General features: G+C 73.1%; 15 protein-coding genes. 8 read left to right on the top strand and 7 right to left on the bottom strand.

Features of this window, described 5'->3' with window-relative positions; genetic code table 11:
* Positions 1-3: 3 nt before the first annotated feature.
* Complete coding sequence (locus tag ACFYTE_RS35020) at positions 4-1,248, bottom strand: sugar ABC transporter substrate-binding protein (RefSeq protein WP_388719339.1); 1,245 nt, start codon at positions 1,246-1,248, stop codon at positions 4-6.
* A 327-nt stretch (positions 1,249-1,575) separates the two neighbouring features.
* On the opposite strand from ACFYTE_RS35020, the gene ACFYTE_RS35015 reads away from it, so the two are divergent.
* A complete protein-coding gene (locus tag ACFYTE_RS35015; RefSeq protein WP_388719337.1) occupies positions 1,576-2,550 on the top strand; it encodes an acetylxylan esterase in 975 nt (324 codons plus the stop codon).
* A 362-nt stretch (positions 2,551-2,912) separates the two neighbouring features.
* Here ACFYTE_RS35015 and ACFYTE_RS35010 read toward each other — a convergent pair whose 3' ends face one another.
* Positions 2,913-4,001, bottom strand: coding sequence for a LacI family DNA-binding transcriptional regulator (locus ACFYTE_RS35010; RefSeq protein WP_388719335.1), 1,089 nt, complete (start codon positions 3,999-4,001; stop codon positions 2,913-2,915).
* 198 nt (positions 4,002-4,199) lie between these two features.
* Here ACFYTE_RS35010 and ACFYTE_RS35005 point away from each other — a divergent pair, with 198 nt between their 5' ends.
* The 3 genes from ACFYTE_RS35005 to ACFYTE_RS34995 all read left to right on the top strand — a co-directional run bounded on the left by ACFYTE_RS35005 (position 4,200) and on the right by ACFYTE_RS34995 (position 7,357).
* Positions 4,200-5,252, top strand: a complete 1,053-nt coding sequence (locus ACFYTE_RS35005) for a phosphotransferase family protein (protein WP_388719333.1) — start codon at positions 4,200-4,202, stop codon at positions 5,250-5,252.
* Positions 5,253-5,335: 83 nt separating this feature from the next.
* On the top strand, positions 5,336-5,974 hold the full coding sequence (locus ACFYTE_RS35000) for a LysE family translocator (RefSeq protein WP_388719331.1): 639 nt from the start codon (positions 5,336-5,338) through the stop codon (positions 5,972-5,974).
* Positions 5,975-6,457: 483 nt separating this feature from the next.
* On the top strand, positions 6,458-7,357 hold the full coding sequence (locus ACFYTE_RS34995) for a CAP domain-containing protein (protein WP_388719329.1): 900 nt from the start codon (positions 6,458-6,460) through the stop codon (positions 7,355-7,357).
* On the opposite strand, the gene ACFYTE_RS34990 is transcribed toward ACFYTE_RS34995, so the two are convergent.
* Positions 7,324-7,509, bottom strand: coding sequence for a hypothetical protein (locus tag ACFYTE_RS34990; RefSeq protein WP_388719328.1), 186 nt, complete (start codon positions 7,507-7,509; stop codon positions 7,324-7,326). The genes ACFYTE_RS34995 and ACFYTE_RS34990 overlap by 34 nt on opposite strands.
* Before the next feature lie 163 nt (positions 7,510-7,672).
* On the opposite strand from ACFYTE_RS34990, the gene ACFYTE_RS34985 reads away from it, so the two are divergent.
* Positions 7,673-9,895 carry a glycoside hydrolase N-terminal domain-containing protein gene (locus ACFYTE_RS34985; RefSeq protein WP_388719468.1) on the top strand — a complete coding sequence of 741 codons (2,223 nt, stop codon included), beginning with the start codon at positions 7,673-7,675 and terminating at the stop codon, positions 9,893-9,895.
* A gap of 655 nt (positions 9,896-10,550) precedes the next feature.
* Here ACFYTE_RS34985 and ACFYTE_RS34980 read toward each other — a convergent pair.
* Complete coding sequence (locus ACFYTE_RS34980; RefSeq protein ID WP_388719326.1) at positions 10,551-12,818, bottom strand: M4 family metallopeptidase; 2,268 nt, start codon at positions 12,816-12,818, stop codon at positions 10,551-10,553.
* 628 nt (positions 12,819-13,446) lie between these two features.
* Here ACFYTE_RS34980 and ACFYTE_RS34975 point away from each other — a divergent pair.
* Positions 13,447-14,976 carry a methionine--tRNA ligase gene (locus tag ACFYTE_RS34975; protein WP_388719324.1) on the top strand — a complete coding sequence of 510 codons (1,530 nt, stop codon included), beginning with the start codon at positions 13,447-13,449 and terminating at the stop codon, positions 14,974-14,976.
* Between the two features lie 243 nt (positions 14,977-15,219).
* On the opposite strand, the gene ACFYTE_RS34970 is transcribed toward ACFYTE_RS34975, so the two are convergent.
* Both ACFYTE_RS34970 and ACFYTE_RS34965 read right to left on the bottom strand, forming a co-directional pair.
* On the bottom strand, positions 15,220-16,308 hold the full coding sequence (locus ACFYTE_RS34970; protein ID WP_388719322.1) for an NAD(+)/NADH kinase: 1,089 nt from the start codon (positions 16,306-16,308) through the stop codon (positions 15,220-15,222).
* 274 nt (positions 16,309-16,582) lie between these two features.
* Positions 16,583-17,788, bottom strand: coding sequence for a cysteine desulfurase-like protein (locus ACFYTE_RS34965; protein WP_388719320.1), 1,206 nt, complete (start codon positions 17,786-17,788; stop codon positions 16,583-16,585).
* A gap of 41 nt (positions 17,789-17,829) precedes the next feature.
* Between ACFYTE_RS34965 and ACFYTE_RS34960 the strand changes: the two genes are divergently transcribed.
* A complete protein-coding gene (locus ACFYTE_RS34960) occupies positions 17,830-18,288 on the top strand; it encodes a hypothetical protein (RefSeq protein ID WP_388719318.1) in 459 nt (152 codons plus the stop codon).
* Positions 18,289-18,416: 128 nt separating this feature from the next.
* Complete coding sequence (locus tag ACFYTE_RS34955; protein ID WP_388719316.1) at positions 18,417-20,702, top strand: FUSC family protein; 2,286 nt, start codon at positions 18,417-18,419, stop codon at positions 20,700-20,702.
* A gap of 50 nt (positions 20,703-20,752) precedes the next feature.
* On the opposite strand, the gene ACFYTE_RS34950 is transcribed toward ACFYTE_RS34955, so the two are convergent.
* The coding region (locus ACFYTE_RS34950; protein WP_388719314.1) for an acyl-CoA dehydrogenase family protein at positions 20,753-21,548 on the bottom strand (796 nt) is incomplete at its 5' end.

Below are 21,548 nucleotides of genomic sequence, written 5' to 3'. Positions count from 1 at the left end.
GCGTTACTTCACGAGCCCTTCGATCTCCGACTGGGCCTTGTCCAGCGCGGCCTTCGCGGTGGACTTGCCCTGGGTGACCGATTCGATGGCGGAGTCGAGCTTGGAGGTGATCTCGGTCAGCCTGGGCTGGGCCGGGGTGGTTCTGGCCGACTCCATCTGGGTGCGCCACACCTTGAGGTCGGGGTCGTCGGCGAGGGTGCCCGACGTCCAGGCCGCGGTGTTGGCCGGCAGGTCCTTGGTCCGCTCGAACCAGTCGGCCTGGCCCTTCGCTTCGGTGAGGTACCGGACGAACTCCTGGGCGGCGGCCTTGTGGTCGCTGTCCGCTGAGATCGCCAGGCTGGAGCCGCCCGCCATGGAGACGGACGCCTGGTCGGCGGGGACGGCGGCGACCGCCCACTTGCCCTTGATGGCGGGGTAGTTCTCATCGAGCAGGCTCATGATCCAGGGGCCGCCGAAGAACATCGGCACGGCTCCGGAGTTGAAGTCCTTCGTCACGTCGTAGCCGGGCCGCACCGACTTCTCACTCAGCCCCTTGGCGAAGTAACTGCCGTAGTTCTCCAGGGCCTTGACGGCCTCGGCGGAGTTCACGGCCGCCTTGCCGTCCTCGTCGACGACGGATCCGCCGGCGGAGTAGAGGAACGGGTAGAAGCTCTGCACGGTGTCCAGGCCGCCCGGCTGGATGGACAGGCCCCACTTGGTGCCGGCCTTGGACTGGTAGGCCGCGGCGGCCTTCTGCAGGTCGGCCATGGTGGCGGGGGCGGTCTTGAGGCCGGCCTTGGCGGCGAGGTCGGTGCGGTAGAAGAGGACGCGGGTGTCGACGTACCACGGAACGCCATAGGTCTTGCCGTCGTAGGAGCCCTGCTCCCAGGCGGCGGGGAAGAAGTCGTCCTTGCGGAAGGTCTTGGTGTCGACCGGTTCCAGCGCGCCCATGTCGGCGAACTCACCGAGGTAGCTGCCGCCCATCTGCATCACGTCGGGGAGCTTGCCCGCGGCGGCGGCAGCGACCAGCTTCTGGTGGGCCACGTCCCAGCCGACCGGGGTCACCTTCACCGTGACGTTGGTGTGTGCCTTCTCGTACTCCTTGGCGACATCGCCGAGCTTCTCGCCCTCGGTGCCCATGGCCCACACGGTCAGGGTCTGCTCGGCGTCGGCGGCCACGCCCGAACCGCCCGAACCGCCACATGCGGCGAGGGTGAGCGCGGACACCACGGTGAGGGCGATCGAACCGGTTGCGGCGGCACGCTTCATGGACGGCTCCTCCTTGAGCTTCGATGAAATGTATGCGCTGCCTGTAAGCGCATACATCACTGTGTTGCAGACGCTCCCCGGCTGGCAAGAGAGTCTTAGTCACACTCCCGTAACGGCTGGGACATCCCTCGGTGATCTCCACGCACCGCCTTCGCACGGCCCGGCCGGAGAACCGGCCCGACGGGACAGCAACCTAAATCGGTCGAATGCATGGCGAAAGCGTCTGTGACGTATGTCCTCCGGTTCCCCGCGACCGACATGTGTCCCGCGCCACCGGGAGCCGGACCGCCCCGCGCCGCGGGCCGGCCCCCTGGCTACAGTCGCCGCATGCCGCGCTTCACCCACGACCTGCCCTTCGACCCCGCCCACGGTCACACGCCGGACACCCTGTCGGCGGTGCCCGCGCCGCCCGCCCCGGCCGGCTTCGACGACTTCTGGCGCTCCCGCCGGGCGACCGCGCGGCGGATCGACCCGCGGGCCCGCGTGGGCGCCTTCGTCGAGGAACGCGACGGAGTGCGGGTCCACGAGGTGACCTACGCATCCACCGGTGGCCGCTTGGGCGGCTGGCTGGCCCTGCCCGCCGACGGCCGGCCCGCCCGCCACGGTTTCGTCATCGGGCACGGCTACGGCGGACGCGATACGGCCGGCGCCGCCCTGCCGCTGCCCCTGCCCGGTTCGGCCGCGATCCTGCCCTGCGTGACCGGGATGCCGACCCGCAGCCTCCGGGCGGATGTCCCCGCGCGCTCCGCCGAGCACGTACTGCATGGCATCGGCTCACGGGACACGTATGTGCTGGGCGACTGCGTCGCCGACCTGTGGTGCGCGGCGACCGCGCTGCTGGAACTCGTACCGGAACTCGACGGGCGGGGCCTCGGCTATCTCGGCGAGAGCCTCGGGGGCGGCCTCGGCGCCCTGGCACTGCCCTGGGACGAACGGTTCGCCGCCGCGCTGCTCACGGTGCCGACGTTCGGCAACCATCCGCTGCGGCTCGCCCTGCCCAGCACCGGCAGCGGCGAGTCGGTGCGCGAGTACGCGCGCGAGCACCCGGAGGTCGTGGACGTCCTCGCGTACTACGACGCGGCCACGGCGGCGACCCGGCTGCGCCTTCCGGTGCTGGCCGCGTGCGCCCTGTTCGATCCGGCGGTCCCGCCGCCGGGCCAGTTCGCGGTGCACAACGCACTCGCCGGACCGCACACCCTGCACCTCCTCGACGCCGGCCACTTCGCGCACCCCGGCGAGGCCGAGGAACGCCGACGCCTGCGCGCGGCGACGGACGCCTTCTTCGCCCGGCACCTGAGGTGACGACGCCCTGACGAAGTCCCGGTCACGGGCCGGGGATGACGTCCATGCGCCGCGGGACGGGTGTCACCCGGTCCTCACCCGGACGGCACCGGGCCCTCACCGGACGGCGACTGCCGGCCTTGCCCGAGCCCTGTCAGCCCCTCACCGGACGGCGGCTGCCGGCCTTGACCGGGCGGTGTCAGCCCCTCGCCGGACGGCGGATACCCACCGGCCTTCCCCAGGCCCTGTCAGCCCCTCGCCGGACGGCGGACACCCACCGGCCTTCCCCAGGCCCTGTCAGACCCTCACCGGACGGCGGATGGCGGCCGGCCGGCACACCCGCGCATGCCCGCCCTCGCTGTCCGGCGGGTGTCCCTCCGGTGTCACCGGGCCGGTGTTCCCGGCCGGGGGCCGCAGCCGCAGCTCTCGCGGCGGGCCACCGTGACGGGAAGCATCAGCGAGACCGGGTCCCCGGACTGCGCCCCGGTCAGCCGCCGCACCAGGAGTTCGACGGCCTCCTCGCCCATGCGGACCGTGGGCTGGCGCACCGTGGTGAGCGAGGGACGCACCAGGCGGCTGAGCGGAATGCCGTCGAAGCCGGTCACCACCGCGTCGCCGGGCACCGCCAGGCCCCGGCGTTCGAGGGCGTGCAGGGCGCCGACGGCCATCTGGTCGTTGGCGAAGACGAACGCCTCGGGGCGCTCGCCGGCGCGGTCGCACAGCGCGTCGGCGGCGCGCGCGCCCTCCGCGCGGGTCATCATGCCGACGCGCAGCGCCGGCTCGGCGGCCACGGCGAGACCCGCCTCGCGGCAGGCCCGCCGGAACCCGCGGAAGCGGGCCTCGACGTCCGGGGACTGCTCCGCGGTGCCCACATAGGCCAGGCGCCGCAGTCCGTGGTCCTCGATGAGATGCCGGGTCAGCTCCCACTGGCCCTCCTCGTTGGCCACCTCTATGTGGTCGAGGTGGTCCAGGGAGTCACCGCCCTCGCGCGGCCCCGCCAGCATCACCACCGGCCGGCGGCGGGAGATGACCTCCAGTTCCTCCGTCGGCACCGTGCGGGCCGTCACGGCGAACCCGTCCACCCGCCCGGCCACCTTCGCGACCAGGCTCTCCGGGCCGCCCTGGAGGGAGGCGGCGATCAGCAGGGCGTAGCCGTGCCGTCGCGCCGCCCGCTCCATGCCGCGGATGATCTGGTCGGAGTAGAGGGTCGTGGCGTCGTCGTCATCCGCGTCCGTCGGGGCGGCGTCGGGATCCGCGTAGTCCGGGAAACACAGGCCGAGGACGCCGGTGGAGCGGCTGGCGAGTCCGCGGGCGCTGCCGCTGGGCACGTAACCCAGTTCGCGGGCCACGGCGAGCACCCGTTCCCGGGTGCTCGCCCGCACCGAGCCGGGGGTGCGGTAGACGCGCGAGACCGTGGCGATCGACACCCCGGACCGTTCGGCGACGTCGTACACCGTGGGGGTGGTGTTCATGATGCGGGCCCCGTACGTCTGTGTGTATGCACCTAAATGAAAGCGCATTCACCCTAGGCGGCCGGGCCCCTCGAAGCAACCCCGACCATCGACACGGTCGCAGAAGGGTGTGCCGTCCCCGGCCCGGGAGCAGCACGCGCGTAACGGCCGTTGGCGCGAAAGTGACACATGTCCGCGGGAAGTGTCTAGCCTGCCTGCATGATCGCGGATGCGGGAGCCGGGCCGGAGCGCGGCGGTGCGGCCGTCGACGAGGAGGAGTGGCGGGCGACACGTACCTGGGTGGAGCGGCGGCTGTCGGACGGAGAGCGCGTCCACGAGGTGGTACGACTGCGTGGCGGGTGGACGTCGGTGATGCGCCGCCTCCATGTCCACGGACCGTACGGCCGCCGTTCGCTGGTCCTGAGGTCCTTCGTCACCCCCTTCTTCGTGCGGCACGCCGAGGGTCTCCTGACCCGTGAGGCGAGCGTGCTGCGCCTGCTCGGCGGCACGGACGTACCCGCACCCACGCCGATCGCCGTGGACGCGACGGCACGGCACTGCGACCACCCTTCCCTGCTCATGTCGCTGCTGCCCGGAAACGTGCGCCTGGGTGACGACGGGGTGGGGCAGCGCACCGAGTTGCTGGCCCGTCAGTTGCTGCGCATCCACCGGGTGCGGGTGTCCGGCGCCGATCGGCCCCGCGCCTACCAGGCGTGGACCTCCCCCGCACAGGTGCGCCCGCCGGACGGGACCGGGCGACCCGAGCTGTGGCGACGGGCCGTGGACGGCATCCGCCGCGAACCCCCGGAGCATGTGGCCTGCTTCCTGCACCGGGACTTCCACCCGGGCAACGTCCTGTTCGCGGAGGAACGCGACGAAAGCAACGAACGCGGCAGGGACGGCGCCGACGGTGGCGGCAGTCTGCGGATCACCGGCGTCGTCGACTGGGTGGAGATCTCCTGGGGGCCGGCGGACCTGGACGTGGCGCACTGCTCGACCGCCCTGGCGTTGCTGCACGGTGTGCCCATCGGGATGCGCTTCGCCGACCAGTACGTCGCCGCCGGTGGAACCCTCACTGCCGATCCCGGCGACCACCTGTACTGGCGACTGCTGGACGCGCTGGCCTTCGCGCCGGACGCCGAGAAGGTGGTCGTACCCTGGCGCGAACTGGGGCGCAACGACCTCAGCCGCGCCGTGGTCGGCGGACGGCTGGAGGACTGTCTGCAGGCCCTCTTCGACCGCTACGGCGACGGCCCGCGCGCACACGTGTGAGGCCGACGTGTCCGGGGTCCTGGTGGTTCGGGTGGTGGGGTAAATCGGCTGAGCGGACGGGGCTTTCGTGCTTGCATGGGGGCATGGTGTCCGCCGATCGTCTGCTCGCCTTCGCTGCGATGTCGTTCCTGCTGATCGTCGTCCCCGGGCCCAGCGTGCTGTTCGTGGTCGGGCGGGCCCTGGCGCACGGGCGGCGCGCCGCACTGACCACGGTCGTGGGGAACACACTCGGCGCCTGTGTGCTCGTCGTGGCCGTGGCGCTGGGAATCGGGACGGTCGTGGAGCGCTCCGTGCTGGTCTTCACGGCGCTGAAGCTCGCGGGCGCCGCGTACCTCGTGCATCTCGGTGTCAGGGCGTGGCGGCAGCGCGGTTCGCTCAAGGCGGCGTTCGCCGCGGACGAGGCGGACCGGGGAGGTCTGCGCACACTGTGGGAGGGGTTCGCGGTGGGTGTGGCCAACCCCAAGACCATCGTGTTCTTCGCGGCCGTGCTGCCGCAGTTCGTCGATCCCGAGCGGGGTCATGTGCCGGCCCAGATGCTGGTGCTCGGGCTGGTCTTCAACGTCATCGCCATCGTCTCGGACAGCGTGTGGGGACTGGCCGCGGCCACGGCCCGGGACTGGTTCGCCCGTTCTCCGCGACGGCTTTCGCTGGTCGGCGGCGTCGGCGGGCTCGCGATGATCGGCCTCGGCGTGACCGTCGCCGCGACCGGCCGCAAGGACTGACCGCTCTTCCGCAGACGGTGGCGAGCGGGCGTGATCGTCGTGAACGCTCGGGGCGACGCCAACGGGAGCCCGGCGCGGATGGTTCCGTGACATCTCTCACATCGACTCCGGGAATTGGCCGGGCAGGGTAGTAGACACCCCTCCGGGGACATTCTGGATTTGTCCGTCTTGATCCCCGTGTGCGCATCGCCGGGAGCGAGCGCCCGCCAGACGGTCGGCACATTCGCTTCATCCTTTGCAGCAAACCGATCCTGACGGTGCGGCAGAAGACCGCACCGACCACAAGGCCGGGTCTGCACGCTCGTACTCCGCTGACAAGAGGCGCACGGACCTACGAGGCGTGATCGTACGAGGGGCCTTTGCGCTGCAAATGAAGCCTTCCTGAGAATCGACGCGCACGGCCTCGCCGCGGTCGACGGGCGGGGTCTTCGCAGCCGGCACACCGCACCAGGAGCGCTCGGCGATTACCGAGTGAGGTCACGCATGGGGAACCACCGCAAGAAGAATCACCACCGGCGCATACTCGTCGCGGCCATCGCCGTGGGCGTCGTGGGCGTCCCGTCCGCCGCCTTGGCGGCCTGCACCGACTGGCAGGGACCGGGCGGCGGCGGACAGCAGCAGCTCAGCGGCGCGGCGGACACCACGACGACAGGCGGGTGGAACAACACCGGCCGGAGTCAGGACGGGAACCGCGGCGCGGACCAGCAGTGGACCCACTCCGGGGGCGGCGCCCCGGCGGCGCCGGACGGCCCGCCCGCCGCGGTGGACTCGTCGCAGACCGGTGCGCCCGAGGCCGCCGCCCCGCCGTCGTGGGCGGACCGGCACCGGGGTCACCGGCACTGGAGGGCCACCCCGCCCAGCACCCCGGCGCCCGCGCCCAGCACCCCGACGCCCAGCGCCCCGGCGCCCGCGCCCAGCACGGCCGCGCCCAGCGCGCCCGCCGAGGCGCCCGCCACCTCCGCGGCCCCGGATTCCCCGAGCGCTCCGGCGGCCACCGGGACCGCGTCCGAAGCCGCCACCCGCATCCTCGAACTCGTCAACGACGAACGCAGCAAGGCGGGTTGCTCGGCGCTGACCCTGAACGACACGCTGACCAAGGCCGCGCAGGCGCACAGCGAGGACATGGCGGCCCACCGGAACATGTCGCACACGGGGTCCGACGGGTCCATGCCGGGCGACCGGATCACGAAGGCCGGCTACACCTGGAGCGCCTACGGCGAGAACGTCGCCTACGGCTACTCCGGTCCCGAACAGGTCATGGCGGCCTGGATGTCCAGCCCCGGCCACAAGGCCAACATCCTCAACTGCTCGTTCAAGGAGATCGGCGTCGGACTCGCGCAGCCCGGCGACTACTGGACCCAGGACTTCGGGGCCGCCCGGTAACCGGCGGGCGGCGAGGAGTCCGGCTGCGGGTGGCCGATGTCATGGTGCCGGGGCACGATGGCACCGGCCACCCGCAGCACCGCCCCCGGCACCGGCACCGGCTTGTCATGAGCCTTGTCGCCCGTTGATCGGACCTCTAGGTTCCGAGGCATGTCTCCAGAGTCGCAGTCCATCTCCCGCAGAACCACCCTGAGGGCCGGTGCCGTCGCAGCAGGAAGCGCTGCATTGGGCATGCCGACTCCCGGATCGGTCGAGGCCGCCGCCCATGAGTCATCGGACGTATCGACGGCCGATGTCCGGCCGGTCCAGCGCTGCGTGCTGTGGTACGCGGCACCGGCCACGGACTGGGAGCGCGAGGCGCTGCCCATCGGCAACGGCGCGCTGGGCGCCATGGTGTTCGGCACCGTCGCCTCCGAACGCCTCCAGTTCAACGAGAAGACCCTGTGGACGGGCGGCCCCGGCTCCGCGGAGGGCTACGACCACGGCGACTGGCGCACCCCGCGCCCCGGCGCCGTCCAGGCGGTCCAGGACGACCTCGACGAAGTGCGGCGGCTCGCGCCGGAGGCCGTCGCGGGCCGGCTCGGTCAGCCGCGCGTCGGCTTCGGCGCCTACCAGACCTTCGGCGACCTCCATCTGGACCTTGCAGGCCCACCCGCCGCGGACGGCTACCGCCGCGAACTCGATCTCGACGATGCCGTCGCGACGGTCGCCTACACCGACCAAGGGGTGCGCCGGAAGCGGGAGTTCTTCGCCTCGTACCCGGACCGTGTGATCGTGGGCCGGCTCTTCGCGGACCGGTCCGGCCTGGTGTCCTGCACGCTGCGCTACTCCTCGCCGCGCACGGACTTCACGGCCACCGCGGCCGACGGGCGGCTCACCGTACGCGGCACACTCGCGGACAACGGGCTGCGTTTTGCAGCGCAGGTCCAGGTCCGCAGCGTCGGCGGAACCGTGACATCCGGCGCCGACGGCACCATCACCGTCACCGGAGCGGACGGCGCCTGGTTCGTGCTCGCGGCCGGCACGGACTACGCCGACACCCACCCCGACTACCGCGGCGCGGACCCGCACTCCGCCGTCACCGCCGCCGTGGACCGGGCGAGCGGGCACGGCTACGAGGCGTTGAAGGCCCGGCACATCGCCGACCACCGCGCGCTGTTCGGCCGGGTGGCGCTCGACATCGGCCAGTCGTCCACGGCGGACGTCCCCACCGACCGGCTGCTCGCCTCGTACACCGGCGGCACGAGCCCCGCGGACCGTGCCCTGGAAGCCCTGTTCTTCCAGTACGGCCGCTATCTGCTGATCGCGTCCTCGCGGCCCGGCTCGCCGCCCGCCAACCTCCAGGGCGTGTGGAACCAGAGCACCACGCCGCCCTGGTCGGCCGACTACCACGTCAACATCAACCTGCAGATGAACTACTGGCTCGCCGAGGCCGCCCACCTCCCCGAGACGACCGCTCCCCACCACCGCTTCGTCGAGGCCCTGCGCGCCCCCGGGCGGCACACCGCCCGCGAGATGTTCGCCTCGGCCGGCTGGGTCGTACACAACGAGACCAACCCGTACGGCTTCACCGGCGTCCACGACTGGGCCACCTCGTTCTGGTTCCCGGAGGCGGCGGCCTGGCTCACCCAACAGCTGTACGAGCACTACCGGTTCGGCGGATCCACGGACTATCTGCGCAGCACGGCGTACCCGGTGATGAAGGAGGCCGCCGAGTTCTGGCTGGACAATCTGCGCACCGACCCGCGGGACGGCAGGCTCGTGGTCACCCCCGGCTACTCACCCGAGCACGGGGACTTCACGGCGGGGGCGGCCATGTCGCAGCAGATCGTGCACGACCTGTTCACCAACACCCTGGAGGCGGCCCGCGTCCTCGGCGACTCCCCTGCCTTCCGCCGGCGGGTCGAACAGGCCCTGGCCGATCTCGATCCGGGGCTGCGCATCGGGTCCTGGGGGCAGTTGCAGGAGTGGAAGGAGGACCTGGACGACCCGGCCGACGACCACCGGCACGTCTCACACCTGTTCGCGCTGCACCCCGGCCGGCAGATCGAACCCGGCAGCGCCTGGGCCGAGGCCGCCAAGGTGTCCCTGACCGCGCGCGGCGACGGGGGCACCGGCTGGTCCAAGGCGTGGAAGATCAATTTCTGGGCGCGGCTGCGGGACGGCGACCATGCGCACCGGATGCTCGGCGAACAGCTCAAGTCGTCCACGCTGCCCAATCTCTGGGACACCCATCCGCCGTTCCAGATCGACGGCAACTTCGGTGCCACCTCGGGGGTGGTGGAGATGCTGCTGCAGAGCCAGCACGATGTCGTCGAGATCCTTCCCGCCCTGCCCGCCGCCTGGCCGAACGGCTCGGTCCGCGGGCTGCGCGCCCGCGGCGGGGCCGTCGTCGACATCGACTGGGCGGACGGGAGACCCACGTACGTGGCGCTCACCGCCACCCGGACGCGTCGGCTGACCGTACGGAGCGGGCTGCTGGAGCAGGGTGAGACGACGCTCAAGGCGGTGGCCGGGCGACGGTACGCTTGGCGCTGACCTTCGCAGCGTCGGGCTGCGCCTGCTGATCCCCATGGGTGCCGGCCGCGGCGGGGTCTGTCATGCCAGGCGCTGGCCGCGGGGGGTCTGACATGACAGGGGCGGTGCCGGTAGCGCGCCGCCGCCCGGCCGCGGCAGCGTCGTGGCCGAGCGCGCAGTTCCCCGCGCCCCCCTCCGGGGCGCCTGCCCCCCACCGCGGCCGGTCCGGCACCCGGCACCGCCAGGGGCGACGAGCGGGAGCCGGCAGTGTGCCGCCGCCCGGCCGCGGCAGCGTCGTGGCCGAGCGCGCCGTTCCCCGCGCCCCCTTCGGGGCGCCTGCACCACCGCCAACCACACCCGCGGGCGGGAGCCGACAGCGCGCCGTCAACCGGCCGCGGCAGCGTCGTGGCCGAGCGCGCAGTTCCCCGCGCCCCCTTCGGGGCGCCTGCACCACCGCCAACCACACCTGCGGGCGGGAGCCGGCAGCGCGCCGTCGACCCGCCGCGGCAGCGTCGTGGCTGAGCGCGCAGTTCCCCGCGCCCCTTTGGGGCGCCTGCACTACCGCGAACCGCGCCCGCGGGCGGGAGTCGGCAGCGCGGCGTGGCCGGGCGCGTAGTTCACCTGGGCCCCCGGGGCGCGGGGTGCGTCCCCGGGGGGTCGGGTGGTGTGGGTTCGGTCAGGGGGTGAGCTGCCATTGTTCGAGGTAGCCCGCGTCGATCGAGGCGCGGTCCTGGACCCGCAGCTTCCAGGTTCCGGAGACGGGCTGCGCCGACGCGTCGACCGTGAAGGTCTGGTCGACGTTGTCCGCCGAGCCGCCGCTGCGGTTGAGCAGCGAGTAGACGGTTCCGTTCGGGCCGACCAGATCGACGGTCAGATCGCCCCGGTAGCTGTGCACGATCTTGACGTAGACCTGGGTGGTGGCCGAGGCGTTGCCGGTCCGGCCGGTGACGGTGATCGGGGACTCCACCGCCGCGCCGGCGTCGGGGATGTCGACACGGGTGGCGTTGGCGTAGATGTCGGCCACCCGCCACGTGAAGGAGGCGGTGGCGCTCGCACCCGTGTCGTCGGTGACCGTCAGGGTCACATCACTGGTGCCGGTCGTGGTCGGGATGCCGGAGATCAGACCTGTCGCGCCGAGGGTCAGGCCGTCCGGGAGCCCGGTCGCCGAATAGGTCAGGCCCGCGCCCGAGTTGGTGGTGTACGCGTCCGTCTGGAGCGACACCTCCTGCCCGACGCCGCTGATCTGGTCCCCGATGGGAGCCACGTTGACGCCGAGCGCGATCCGCCGGCCCACGTTGATCGCCGCCCAGGCGTCGGCCACGGCGAGGTAGGTGGGGCTGTAGGCGCCGAACAGGTCGGCCGCGGCCTGGAGCGTCGCGGTGCGGGCGCCCGCGTAGTCGGTGCTCGACGTCATATAGGTGGTCAGCGCCCGGTACCAGATGCGCTGGGCGTTGTCGATGCCGATGCCGGTCACCGGCTGACCGTCGTAGGTCGGGCTGTCGTAGTCGACGCCGTTCACGGTCTTCGCCCCGCTGCCCTCGGACAGCAGGTAGAAGAAGTGGTTCGCCGGGCCCGAGGAGTAGTGGACGTCGACGCTGCCGAGCGTGGAGCTCCAGTAGTCACGGGACGCCCCGTCCTTGGAGGGCTCGTCCATGTACCGCAGCGGGGTGCCGTCGCCGTTGATGTCGATCTTCTCGCCGACCATGTAGTCGGGCACGTCGGCGGCCAGGCCGGCGTGGAACTCCACCGCGGCGGCGAAGATGTCCGAGGTCGCCTCGTTCAGGCCGCCGGACTCACCGGAGTAGGTGAGGTTGGCGGTGGCGCTGGTGACGCCGTGGCTCATCTCGTGCGCGGCCACGTCGAGCGCGGTCAGCGGGTTGGCGTTGCCCGAACCGTCGCCGTACGTCATGCAGAAGCAGCTGTCGGACCAGAACGCGTTGACGTAGTTGTTGCCGTAGTGGGCCCTGCTGTAGGCGGCCACCCCGTCGTTGCGTATGCCGTTGCGGCCGAAGACGTCCTTGTAGTAGTCCCAAGTCGCGGCGGCCCCGAAGGCCACGTCCACGCCCGCCGTCTGACGGTTGCTCTGGGTGCCGTCGCCCCAGACATCGTTGTCGTCCGTGAACAGGGTGCCGGTGCCGGAGGTGCCCTGGTTCAGGTCGTAGGTGCGGTGGCCGGCGCGGTCGCCGTCGACGAGCTGGTACGTCGAACCGGACAGCGTGGTGCCGAGCGGCACCGATCCGTTGTACTGCCCGGTGCCGGTGCCGGTCTGCACGCCTTCGAAGCCGGTCAGTTGCTTGCCCGAGGCGGCGTCGGTGACGACGTGCAGTTCGCTGGGCGTTCCGTCGTGCTGGACGCCCCCGACCACCGTCTCCCAGGCCAGGACCGGCCGGCCGGTGCCGGCCCAGACGACGAGCCGTGGGGCGCGGTCGACCGCGGGGCGCTCGGCGCGGGCCTCGGTGGCGGCCGCGAGTGCCTTCGTCCTGGCGGTGGCCGCCGGGACCTTCGGCGTGGTGGTGGGCACGGCGAGGTCGGCCCGTGTCGCCTTCGACACCGTGAGCCGGGCGCCGTCGGTGTGCACGACGAGGTCGCCGCCGAGGACGGGCAGTCCGGCGTAGGTGCGCTCGTAGCGGGTGTGGGTGGTGCCGTCGGCGTCCTGTGTGACGTCCTTGACGACGAGCTTCTCCTTGGCGCCGAGGTCCAGCGCCTTGGCCGTGCCCGCGGCGGACGCGGTGGCGCTCTTGAGCAGTGCGGCACGCTGCGTCGCCGAGAGGCGGGCGGGCGCGGCGGCGGCCCGCGGGGTCGCCTTGATCTTCGCGGAGCCGCCCCGGTCGGCGGCCACGGCGGTGCCGGTCTGTACGCCGGCCGCGAGCAGGGTGCCCACGGCGGTCAGGACGAGGGCGGCGGTGTATCTGGAACGGCGGGGGTAACGGTCCTGCCGGAACAAGGGCGTTCTCCTTCTGTGTGGGGCGGACTCGGTGGAGCCCGGGAGAGCGGGTGAGGCCGGGTACGGCCGTCCGGCGGCGCGCGGGTGCACGGGACGCGGCGCCGGGCGGCTGCGTGGTATGCGCCCGGCGGTGCCCCGTGGAGGGGATGTGAAGGTGCGTTCAGCAGAGTGACACTTCACAGATTGGATTGTCATGCCTAGGACAAGTCAACGGCTCAAATTGGCCGCTGCCGACCGCCGTTCGGCCGCCCGGCCGCCGCTTTTCGGCCGGGCACGGCCCCCACGCCCGACCGCCGCGGCACGCGGCTGAACCCCTACCCGCACCCGCCCCGTCCAAGTCACGGCCGCGGCCGTACACCTCGTCCCGGCCGTGCGCGTGCCGGTGGCCGGGTGGTGGTGCTCAGGGAGACGGGACCGGCCGGTACGCCGTCCGCCGAGAACGGGAAAAAGGGCGGGCTCGGCGGCAGGCTCCGCTGTTACGATCGGCCACATGATCACGCGTTCGCCTCAGCACCGGATGATGCCCCGCCGACGGGGCCGCTGAGCACGCACGCGTAGCGCATGCGAGGCCCCGCAACGGGGCCTCGATCGTTGTGCGACCGGGCCCCGCCACCCGGTAGGAGGACCCATGACCGCACGACGCCACTACATCACCACGACCATTCCGTACGTCAACGCCCGCCCGCACCTCGGCTTCGCCCTGGAACTCGTCCAGGCGGACACGTTGGCTCGTCACCACCGTCACCGGGGCGAGCAGGTCCGGCTGCTCGGCGGCACCGACGACAACTCCCTGAAGAACGTCCTGGCCGCCGAGGCAGCCGGCGTCGACGTGCAGTCGTTCGTGGATCGCAACGCCGACGCCTTCGCCGCACTGCAAGGCCCGCTCGCGCTCTCGCTCGACGACTTCATCCGCACCAGCAGCGACCCGCGCCACCGGATCGGAGTGGAACGCCTGTGGCGCCGGTGCGCAGCCTCAGGCGACCTCTACCGCACCCCGTACGAGGGCCTGTACTGCGTCGGCTGCGAGCAGTTCTACACCCCTGACGAACTGGTCGACGGACGGTGCAGCGAGCACGGTACCGAACCCCAACTCGTCGCGGAGGAGAACTGGTTCTTCCGGCTGTCCCGTTACGCCGACCGTCTGCACCGGCTGATCTGCGGCGGTGACCTGCGCATCGAGCCCGCGGCCCGCCGCAACGAGGTCCTCGCCCTGATCGAAGGCGGCCTGCACGACTTCTCGGTCTCCCGCTCCCACGACCGCGCCCGCGGCTGGGGCATCCCCGTGCCCGACGACCCGAGCCAGGTCGTCTACGTGTGGTGGGATGCCCTCGGCAACTACATCACCAGCCTCGGCTACGGCACCGGCGACGCCGCCTACACCCGGTGGTGGGAAACCAGCGAACGCCGTATCCACCTGGTCGGCAAGGGAGTTGTCCGCTTCCACGCCGTGTACTGGCCGGCCATGCTGCTGTCGGCCGGCCTCCCGCTGCCCACCGACATCCTGGTCCACGACTACCTCACCGTCGGCGGCCGCAAGATCAGCAAGTCTGCGGGCACCACCGTCGATCCGGCCGCGCTGGTCGCGGCCCACGGAACCGACGCGGTGCGCTGGTGGCTGCTGCGGGACGTGCCCCGGGTCGGGGACGTCGACTTCACTCCCGACCGCCTGACCGCCCGCGCGGACGCGGACTTCGCCAAGGGACTCGGCAACCTCGTCCACCGCGTCGTGACCATGGTGCACCGCTTTCGCGGCGGAGTGCTCCCCGCCGCCGGCCCCGCGCCGGCCACCGGGCCGGCCCTGGCCGACGCCTGCCGGAGGGCGCCACGACTGGTCGACGCCGCCCTGGCCGGCTTCGACTTCCGGCGGGCCCTCCACGCGGTCTGGGACATCGTGGAGGAGGCCAACCGCCTGGTCGATGCCACCCGGCCCTGGGAACTGGCACGGGCGGAGCGGCAGGGCGACGCCGCGGCGGCGCGGCTGCTCGACGCCGTCCTCGTCACCCTGGTCTCGGCGTGCCGGGTGCTCGCCGACGAGTTGCGCCCCTTCGTGCCCGACGCCGCCGCGCGGATCAGGGAACAGGTGACGTTGGTCGAAGGGCGTGTGCCCGCGGCGCGACCACTGTTCCCTCGCCTCCAGCAGGACGCCGGGCGGGCATGACCTCCGGTGCTGCGGCAGACGACATCCGGTGCTGCGGCAGACGGGGCGCACCGGGCGCCATGCGCCGCGGTCCGCTCCGTGCCGCCCTCGGGCCGCCCCGACGGGGACCGGTGGCCGGGGCGGGCCACGACGCAGGCGGCCGGTCCGCGTCAGCAATCAACGCGCCACCCAGCCCACCTCAGCAGTCGACGCGCCGGCCAGCCCGCCCCAGCAATCAACGCGCCACCCAGCCCGCCTCGGCGGTCAGCGGGCCGGCCTGTTCGGCAGGGTGCCGCCCGCATCCGGACGTGGAGGGAGCGCGAGGTGCGCGAGATCACCGGGGGGCGGTGAGCGGACCGGCCACAGCGGTGCCGCGGAGCCGTCGGCGACCGCGGCCGGGGCGTCGGTGAGGTTCATGCGGTCGCGCAGCCGGCCGTAGAAGTCCATCGGCCCGAGGCGCACCGCGCGGAGCCGGCGCGGCGACGGGTACACCCCGATCCAGTCCCCCGGGTTCAGGACGCCGCGGAGCTGGCCGTCGATGCTGACGGCGGCCCGGCCGGAGCGTTCCAGCACCCTGAGCGCGATGGGTTCGTCGGGAGCGGCGACGACGGACCGGTTGAACGTCATGTGCGGGGCGACCGGCGTGAAGATCAGTGCCTCCGCGCGCGGCGAGACGACCGGGCCGCCCGCGGCGAAACTGTACGCGGTCGAGCCGGTCGGGGTGGCCACCAGCAGCGCGTCGGCGGAGTAGGACGCCAGCAGCCGGCCGGCCAGATACACCCCCACCGACACCTGCCGGTCCCGGGCGAGCTTTTCCAGCACGACGTCGTTCAGCGCGGTGATGTCCAGGGCGATGCCCCATTCGTCCCCGGTCTCGCAGTCGGCGCGCACCCGCGGGGGCGGCAGCAGGGGTCCGCGGCCGTACCGCAGGAGCGCCTCCATGCCCTCGGGCACCTTCAGCCGGCACGAGGCGCGCATGGTGAGCAGCATGCGGCTCTCGACGCTGAGCCGCCCGTCCCGGACGGCGTCCAGTGCGCAGCGCACGGAGGGGGCGGGGACCTCGGTGAGGAAGCCGACCCGGCCGAGATCGACTCCCAGGACCAGGGCGTCGTGCTCCGCCGCCAGCCGGGCCCCGCGCAGAAACGTGCCGTCGCCGCCCAGGGTGACGATGAGATCGGGGTCGCCCGCGGCCTCGATCTCCTCCTGCGCGCTGTGCCGCACGCCCTCCTGCCACACGTCGATGTCCGCGCAGCGCACATCGTTCTGCGCGCTCCACTCGCGGACGGCCCGGGCGGCGTCCACGGCCTCCGCGCGCCCGCCGTGGACGACCAGACCGATGCGGCTCACGGTCATATCCGCCTCCAAGGACCCGCGGGCCGACGGCCCGCACCGGCGCGGCGCACAGGCCGGGGTCACCATCGAGCCTGCCACGGCATCGCATGTCACGCCGCCGGGGGCACCCACCGACGACGAACCGGCCGAACGGCTCCCACCGGCCGGGCCCCACCCCCTTCCCGCCACGACGACGCTCCGCCCAGGCGGTGCGGTCCGGCGGTGCGGTCCTGTGGGGCCGGTTCGCGTCCAGGTGTCCGGGGTCTCGTCGTGTCCCGGGGTCTCATCGGGTGCCTCAGCCCGCCAGGTACGCGGACAGCCCGGCCAGCAGCCGGTCGACGTCCTCGGTGTCGTTGTAGGGCGCGAGCCCGATGCGCAGGCCGCCGCGGTCACCGAGGCCGAGGCGGCGGGACGCCTCGACGGCGTAGAACGATCCGGCCGACGCGTGGACGCCGCGCCGCGCGAGGACGTGGTAGGCGTCCGCCGCATCGCGCCCATCGAAGGTCAGCAGCAGGGTGGGGGTGCGGTCGGCGGCCCTGGAGTGGACCGTGACGCCGTCGAGCTGGGACAGCCCCTTGTCGAGCCGGTCGCGCAGGGTGCGCTCATGGCCCTCCAGCGCGTCGAACGCGGTGGCAAGGCGCGCGCGCCGCGAGCCGGTGGCGCGGGCGTCGAGGCCGGCGAGGAAGTCGACCGCCGCCCGCGTGCCGGCCAGGAACTCATAGGGCAGCGTGCCCAGTTCGAACCGTTCGGGGACCGCGTCGGTGGAGGGCTCCAGCTTGTCGGGGCGCAGCGTCTCCAGCAGCTCGGGCCGGGCGGCGAGCACGCCGTGGTGGGGGCCGAGGAACTTGTAGGCCGAGCAGACGAAGAAGTCCGCGCCCAGCCGCTCCAGGTCGACCAGCGTGTGCGCGGTGTGGTGGACGCCGTCGACATAGGTGAGCGCCCCCGCGTCGTGCGCCAGACGGGAGATCTCGGCGATCGCGGGGCGTGTCCCGATCAGGTTGGAGGCGGCGGTGACGGCGACCAGCCGGGTGCGCTCCGAGACGACGGCACGGACGTCGTCCGGGGTGAGTTCGCCGGTGGCGGGGTCGAAGTCGGCCCAGCGCACGGTGGCACCGGCCCTCTCGGCGGCCTGGATCCACGGCCGGATGTTGGCGTCGTGGTCGAGGCGGGTGACGACCACCTCGTCGCCGGGCGACCAGGTCGCGGCGAGGGTGCGGGAGAAGTCGTAGGTGAGCTGTGTGGCGCTGCGGCCGAAGACGATCCCGGCCGGCTGCGCTCCCAGGAGGTCGGCCATGGCCCGGCGGGTCTCGGTGACGATGGTGTCCGCGTTGCGCTCCCCCGGCGCCTCGTGGCCCCGGTTGGACAGCGGCTGGGCCAGCGCGTCGCCGATGGCCCGGATGACGGCCCGGGGCGTCTGGGTGCCGCCGGGGCCGTCGAAGTGGGCGATGCCGGCGGCCAGGGCGGGGAACTGGGAGCGGATGGCACCGATGTCGTAGGTCACTGAGGGCTCCTGTGGGTGGCGGCGGGCCGGGAGGTGCGGGCGTGGTGCGCGTCACGCCGACGGTACTCGGCCGCACGGCATCGTCTCCGGCGCCCTCGGCGTCCGCCCCGCCGCCGGTGCCGGTGTCGCCGGTGCAGCCCTGGTCGCTCGGCGCCCTGCCTCGCGGGGTCGCCATGGACCCACGCGGGGTACTGCTGTCCGACGCCCCGCTGCTCTCCCGTACGCCGGTCGAGCCCACCGACGGCGAGGGGTTCCCGATGGCGCAGTCCGACAAGGACGATGTGGCGGACCTCGGGCCGCTCAAGCTCGATGTGCCGGGCATGCGGATGCCGCGGGCGCCGGCGGTTCCGCGGGATGCGTGGGTGAGCCGACCGCGGCGGCCTCGCGCTGCCGCTCCCGGTGCAGCCGCACTGCCGATCGCCCCGGCCGACGCGAGTACGTACTACCAGGGCGGCGACGGCGGCTATCTCACCTACACCGCGTACCCGTACGCCGCCTGAGACAGCCACCGAAGACGGTGCGCCGGCCCGCCCCGCCCGGCCCGGCGCACCGGGTACGCGCGTCCGGTGTGGCCGATACTGACGTCGTCCAGGCAGGTGGACGGGCCGACCGCGGGAGGTGCGGGCCTATGCGAGAACGGGGCGGCACCCGGCCGACGAGGCTCCTGGCGTGGCTGCGCGCGCACGACCCGGACCTCGCGGCGACCCGTCGGGCCGGGCGCACCGCACTGGTCATGCCCGCCCTGTTCGCCCTGTGCGGTCAGGTGATCGGCTCGCCCGTCATGGCGACCTACGCCGCGTTCGGGTCCATCTCGATGCTGCTGCTGGTCGATTTCACCGGTCCGACGGTGCAGCGGCTGCGGGCCTATCTGGGTCTCGCGGCGGCCTGGGCGGTGCTGATCTGTCTGGGCTCGCTGGTCGCCGGGGTGACCTGGGCGGCGGTTGCCGTCATGGTGGCGGTCGGCTTCCTGGTCCTGTTCTCGGGTGTGGTCAGCTCCGTGCTGGCGGGCGCGACCACCTCGCTGCTGATGGCGTTCGTCCTGCCCGTGACCTCGCCCGCGCCGCTGTCGCAGGTGCCGGCGCGGCTGGCCGGGGCGGGGCTCGCCGCGCTGGCGGCGCTGCTCGCGGTCCTGCTGCTGTGGCCCCGGCCGGTCGCCGACCCGCTCAGCGCGCCGGCCGCTCGGGTGTGCCGCGCGGCGGCGGCACACCTGCGTGCCCATGTGTCGCGGTCGGCGGGGGCGCCGGACGCGCCGACGGCCGCGCGCCGCGACGAACTCGCCGCGCGGACCGTGTCGGCGGCGGCCGATCTGCGCTCCGCCTTCGACGCCACCCCGTACCGGCCCACGGGTCTGTCCGCCGGCTCCCGTGCCCTCGTCCGGCTCGTCGACGAGCTGACCTGGCTCACCGCCGTCGCGGCCGACGCCGGACAGCGCACGGCCGACTGCCGTGCCTGCGACGCGGACGCCCACGCCGTGCTGCGGGCCGCCGCCGCGGTCCTCGACCGGGCCGCCGACCTGCTCGCCCGTCCGTGCACCGCACCCGACACGATCGCGGCCGCCGCGACGGAACTCCGCACGGCCGTGGCGGGCCTGGAGCGCGCGGCCACCGTCCGGGTGCCGGTGCACCACCGTCCCGGGACCGAGGCGGAGGCCCGCGCCTTCCTGGGAGCCCTGGGCGTGTCCTTCCGCGCCCAGGAACTGGGGTCCGCGACCTTGCAGGTCGCGGACAACGTGCGTGTGGCCACGGCGGCGGAGCGGCGCACCTGGCCGGAGCGGCTGCTGGGCCGCGACCCCAGGGCGCTCGCAGGGCCGCTGGCCGCCGCCCGCGAGCGGGCCGCGGCCCATCTCCAGCCGCACTCGGTGTGGCTGCACAACAGCCTGCGCGGCGCGCTGGGACTGGGCATCGCCGTCGCCCTGGCCGACGTGACCGGTGTCCAGCACTCCTTCTGGGTGCTGCTCGGCACGCTGTCGGTGCTCCGGTCGAACGCGCTCAGCACCGGGCAGAACGCGGTACGCGCCCTCGGCGGCACCCTCGCGGGCTCGGTCGTCGGCGCGGGGCTGCTGCACCTCATCGGCCACCACGGCACCGCGCTCTGGTTCCTGCTGCCGCTCGCCGTGCTCGTCGCCGGCATCGCGCCGGCCGCCGTCTCGTTCACGGCGGGTCAGGCGGCCTTCACCGTCACGCTCGTCGTGCTGTTCAGCATCGGCCAGAACCCCAACTGGCACATCGTGCTGCTGCGGATCCAGGACATCGGCCTCGGCTGTGCGGTGAGCGTGCTGGTCGGCCTGTTCTTCTGGCCGCGCGGCGCCACGGCCGCGGTCGACCGGGCGCTGGCCGCCGCGTACACCGACAGTGCCCGCTATCTGGCGGGGGCGGTGGAGTACGCCGTCGGCAGGTGCGGTAGGCCGCCGGTGCGGGCCGGGGCGCCGCTGGAGCAGGGGCGTGCGGCGGCCGCGTCCGCGCGGCGCCTGGACGACGCCTTTCGCAGCTATCTGGCCGAGCGCGGCGCCAAGCCCGTGCCGCTGGCCGACATGACCGCCCTGGTCACGGGGATCGTCGGGCTGCGGCTGGCCGCGGACGCCGTGCTGGGGCTGTGGCGGCGGGCCGGTGACCCGTCCGACGGGGCCGACCGGGCCGCCGCCCGGCTGGTCCTGCTCTCCGCGGCGGGCCGGGTGACCGGCTGGTACCGGGATCTGGCCGGGTGTCTCGGCGGACCGCAGCCCGTGCCCGATCCGCTGCCGCCCGACCCGGACAGCGCGGCGGGACTGGTCGAGTCCGTACGCCGTGATCTGCTGAACGGGCACGGGCGGGCCTCCGACACGGCGGTCCGCCTCATCTGGACCGCCGACCATCTGAGCGCGGCCCGTCGCCTCCAGCCCGGCCTGGCCGCCGCGGCGCGGCGGTACGAGAGCTGACGGGCGGGCGGTGCGGGGGCGGCGTCAGGGCAGGTTGCCGGCGGGGCCGGTCAGGGCAGGTTGCGGGCCATCACGACGCGCTGGACCTGGTTGGTGCCCTCGTAGATCTGCGTGATCTTCGCGTCCCGCATCATCCGCTCCACCGGATAATCCCGCGTGTACCCATACCCACCCAGCAACTGCACCGCGTCCGTGGTCACCTCCATCGCCACATCCGACGCAAAACACTTCGCCGCCGCCCCCTGGAACGTCAGATCCGCATCCCCCCGCTCCGACTTCGCCGCCGCCGCATACGTCAACTGCCGCGCCGCCTCGATCTTCATCGCCATGTCCGCCAGCATGAACTGCACACCCTGGAAGTCCCCCACCGGCCGCCCGAACTGCCGCCGCTCCCGCACATACCCCTTCGCATACTCGAACGCCCCCTGCGCCACCCCCAACGCCTGCGCCGCAATCGTGATCCGCGTATGGTCCAACGTCCGCATCGCCGTCGCGAACCCCGTACCCTCCGCACCGATCATCCGCTCCGCCGGAATCCGCACCCCATCGAAATACACCTCACACGTCGGCGACCCCTTGATCCCCAACTTCCGCTCCGGCACACCGAACGACACCCCCACATCCGACTTCTCCACCACAAACGCCGAAATCCCCCGCGACCGCGCCCCCGGATCCGTCACCGCCAACACCGTGTAGAACTCCGACACCCCCGCATTCGTGATCCACCGCTTCACCCCGTCCAACACCCAGTGATCACCATCACGCACCGCCCGCGTCCGCATCCCCGCCGCATCCGAACCCGCCTCCGGCTCCGACAGACAGTACGAGAACATCCCCTCACCCCGC

Origin of the sequence: Streptomyces sp. NPDC004629, from assembly GCF_042873595.1 — a bacterium.
Classification (GTDB): Bacteria; Actinomycetota; Actinomycetes; order Streptomycetales; family Streptomycetaceae; genus Streptomyces.
Note: the sequence above shows the minus strand (reverse complement) of the source record. Positions and strands in the feature narration are given on the sequence as shown.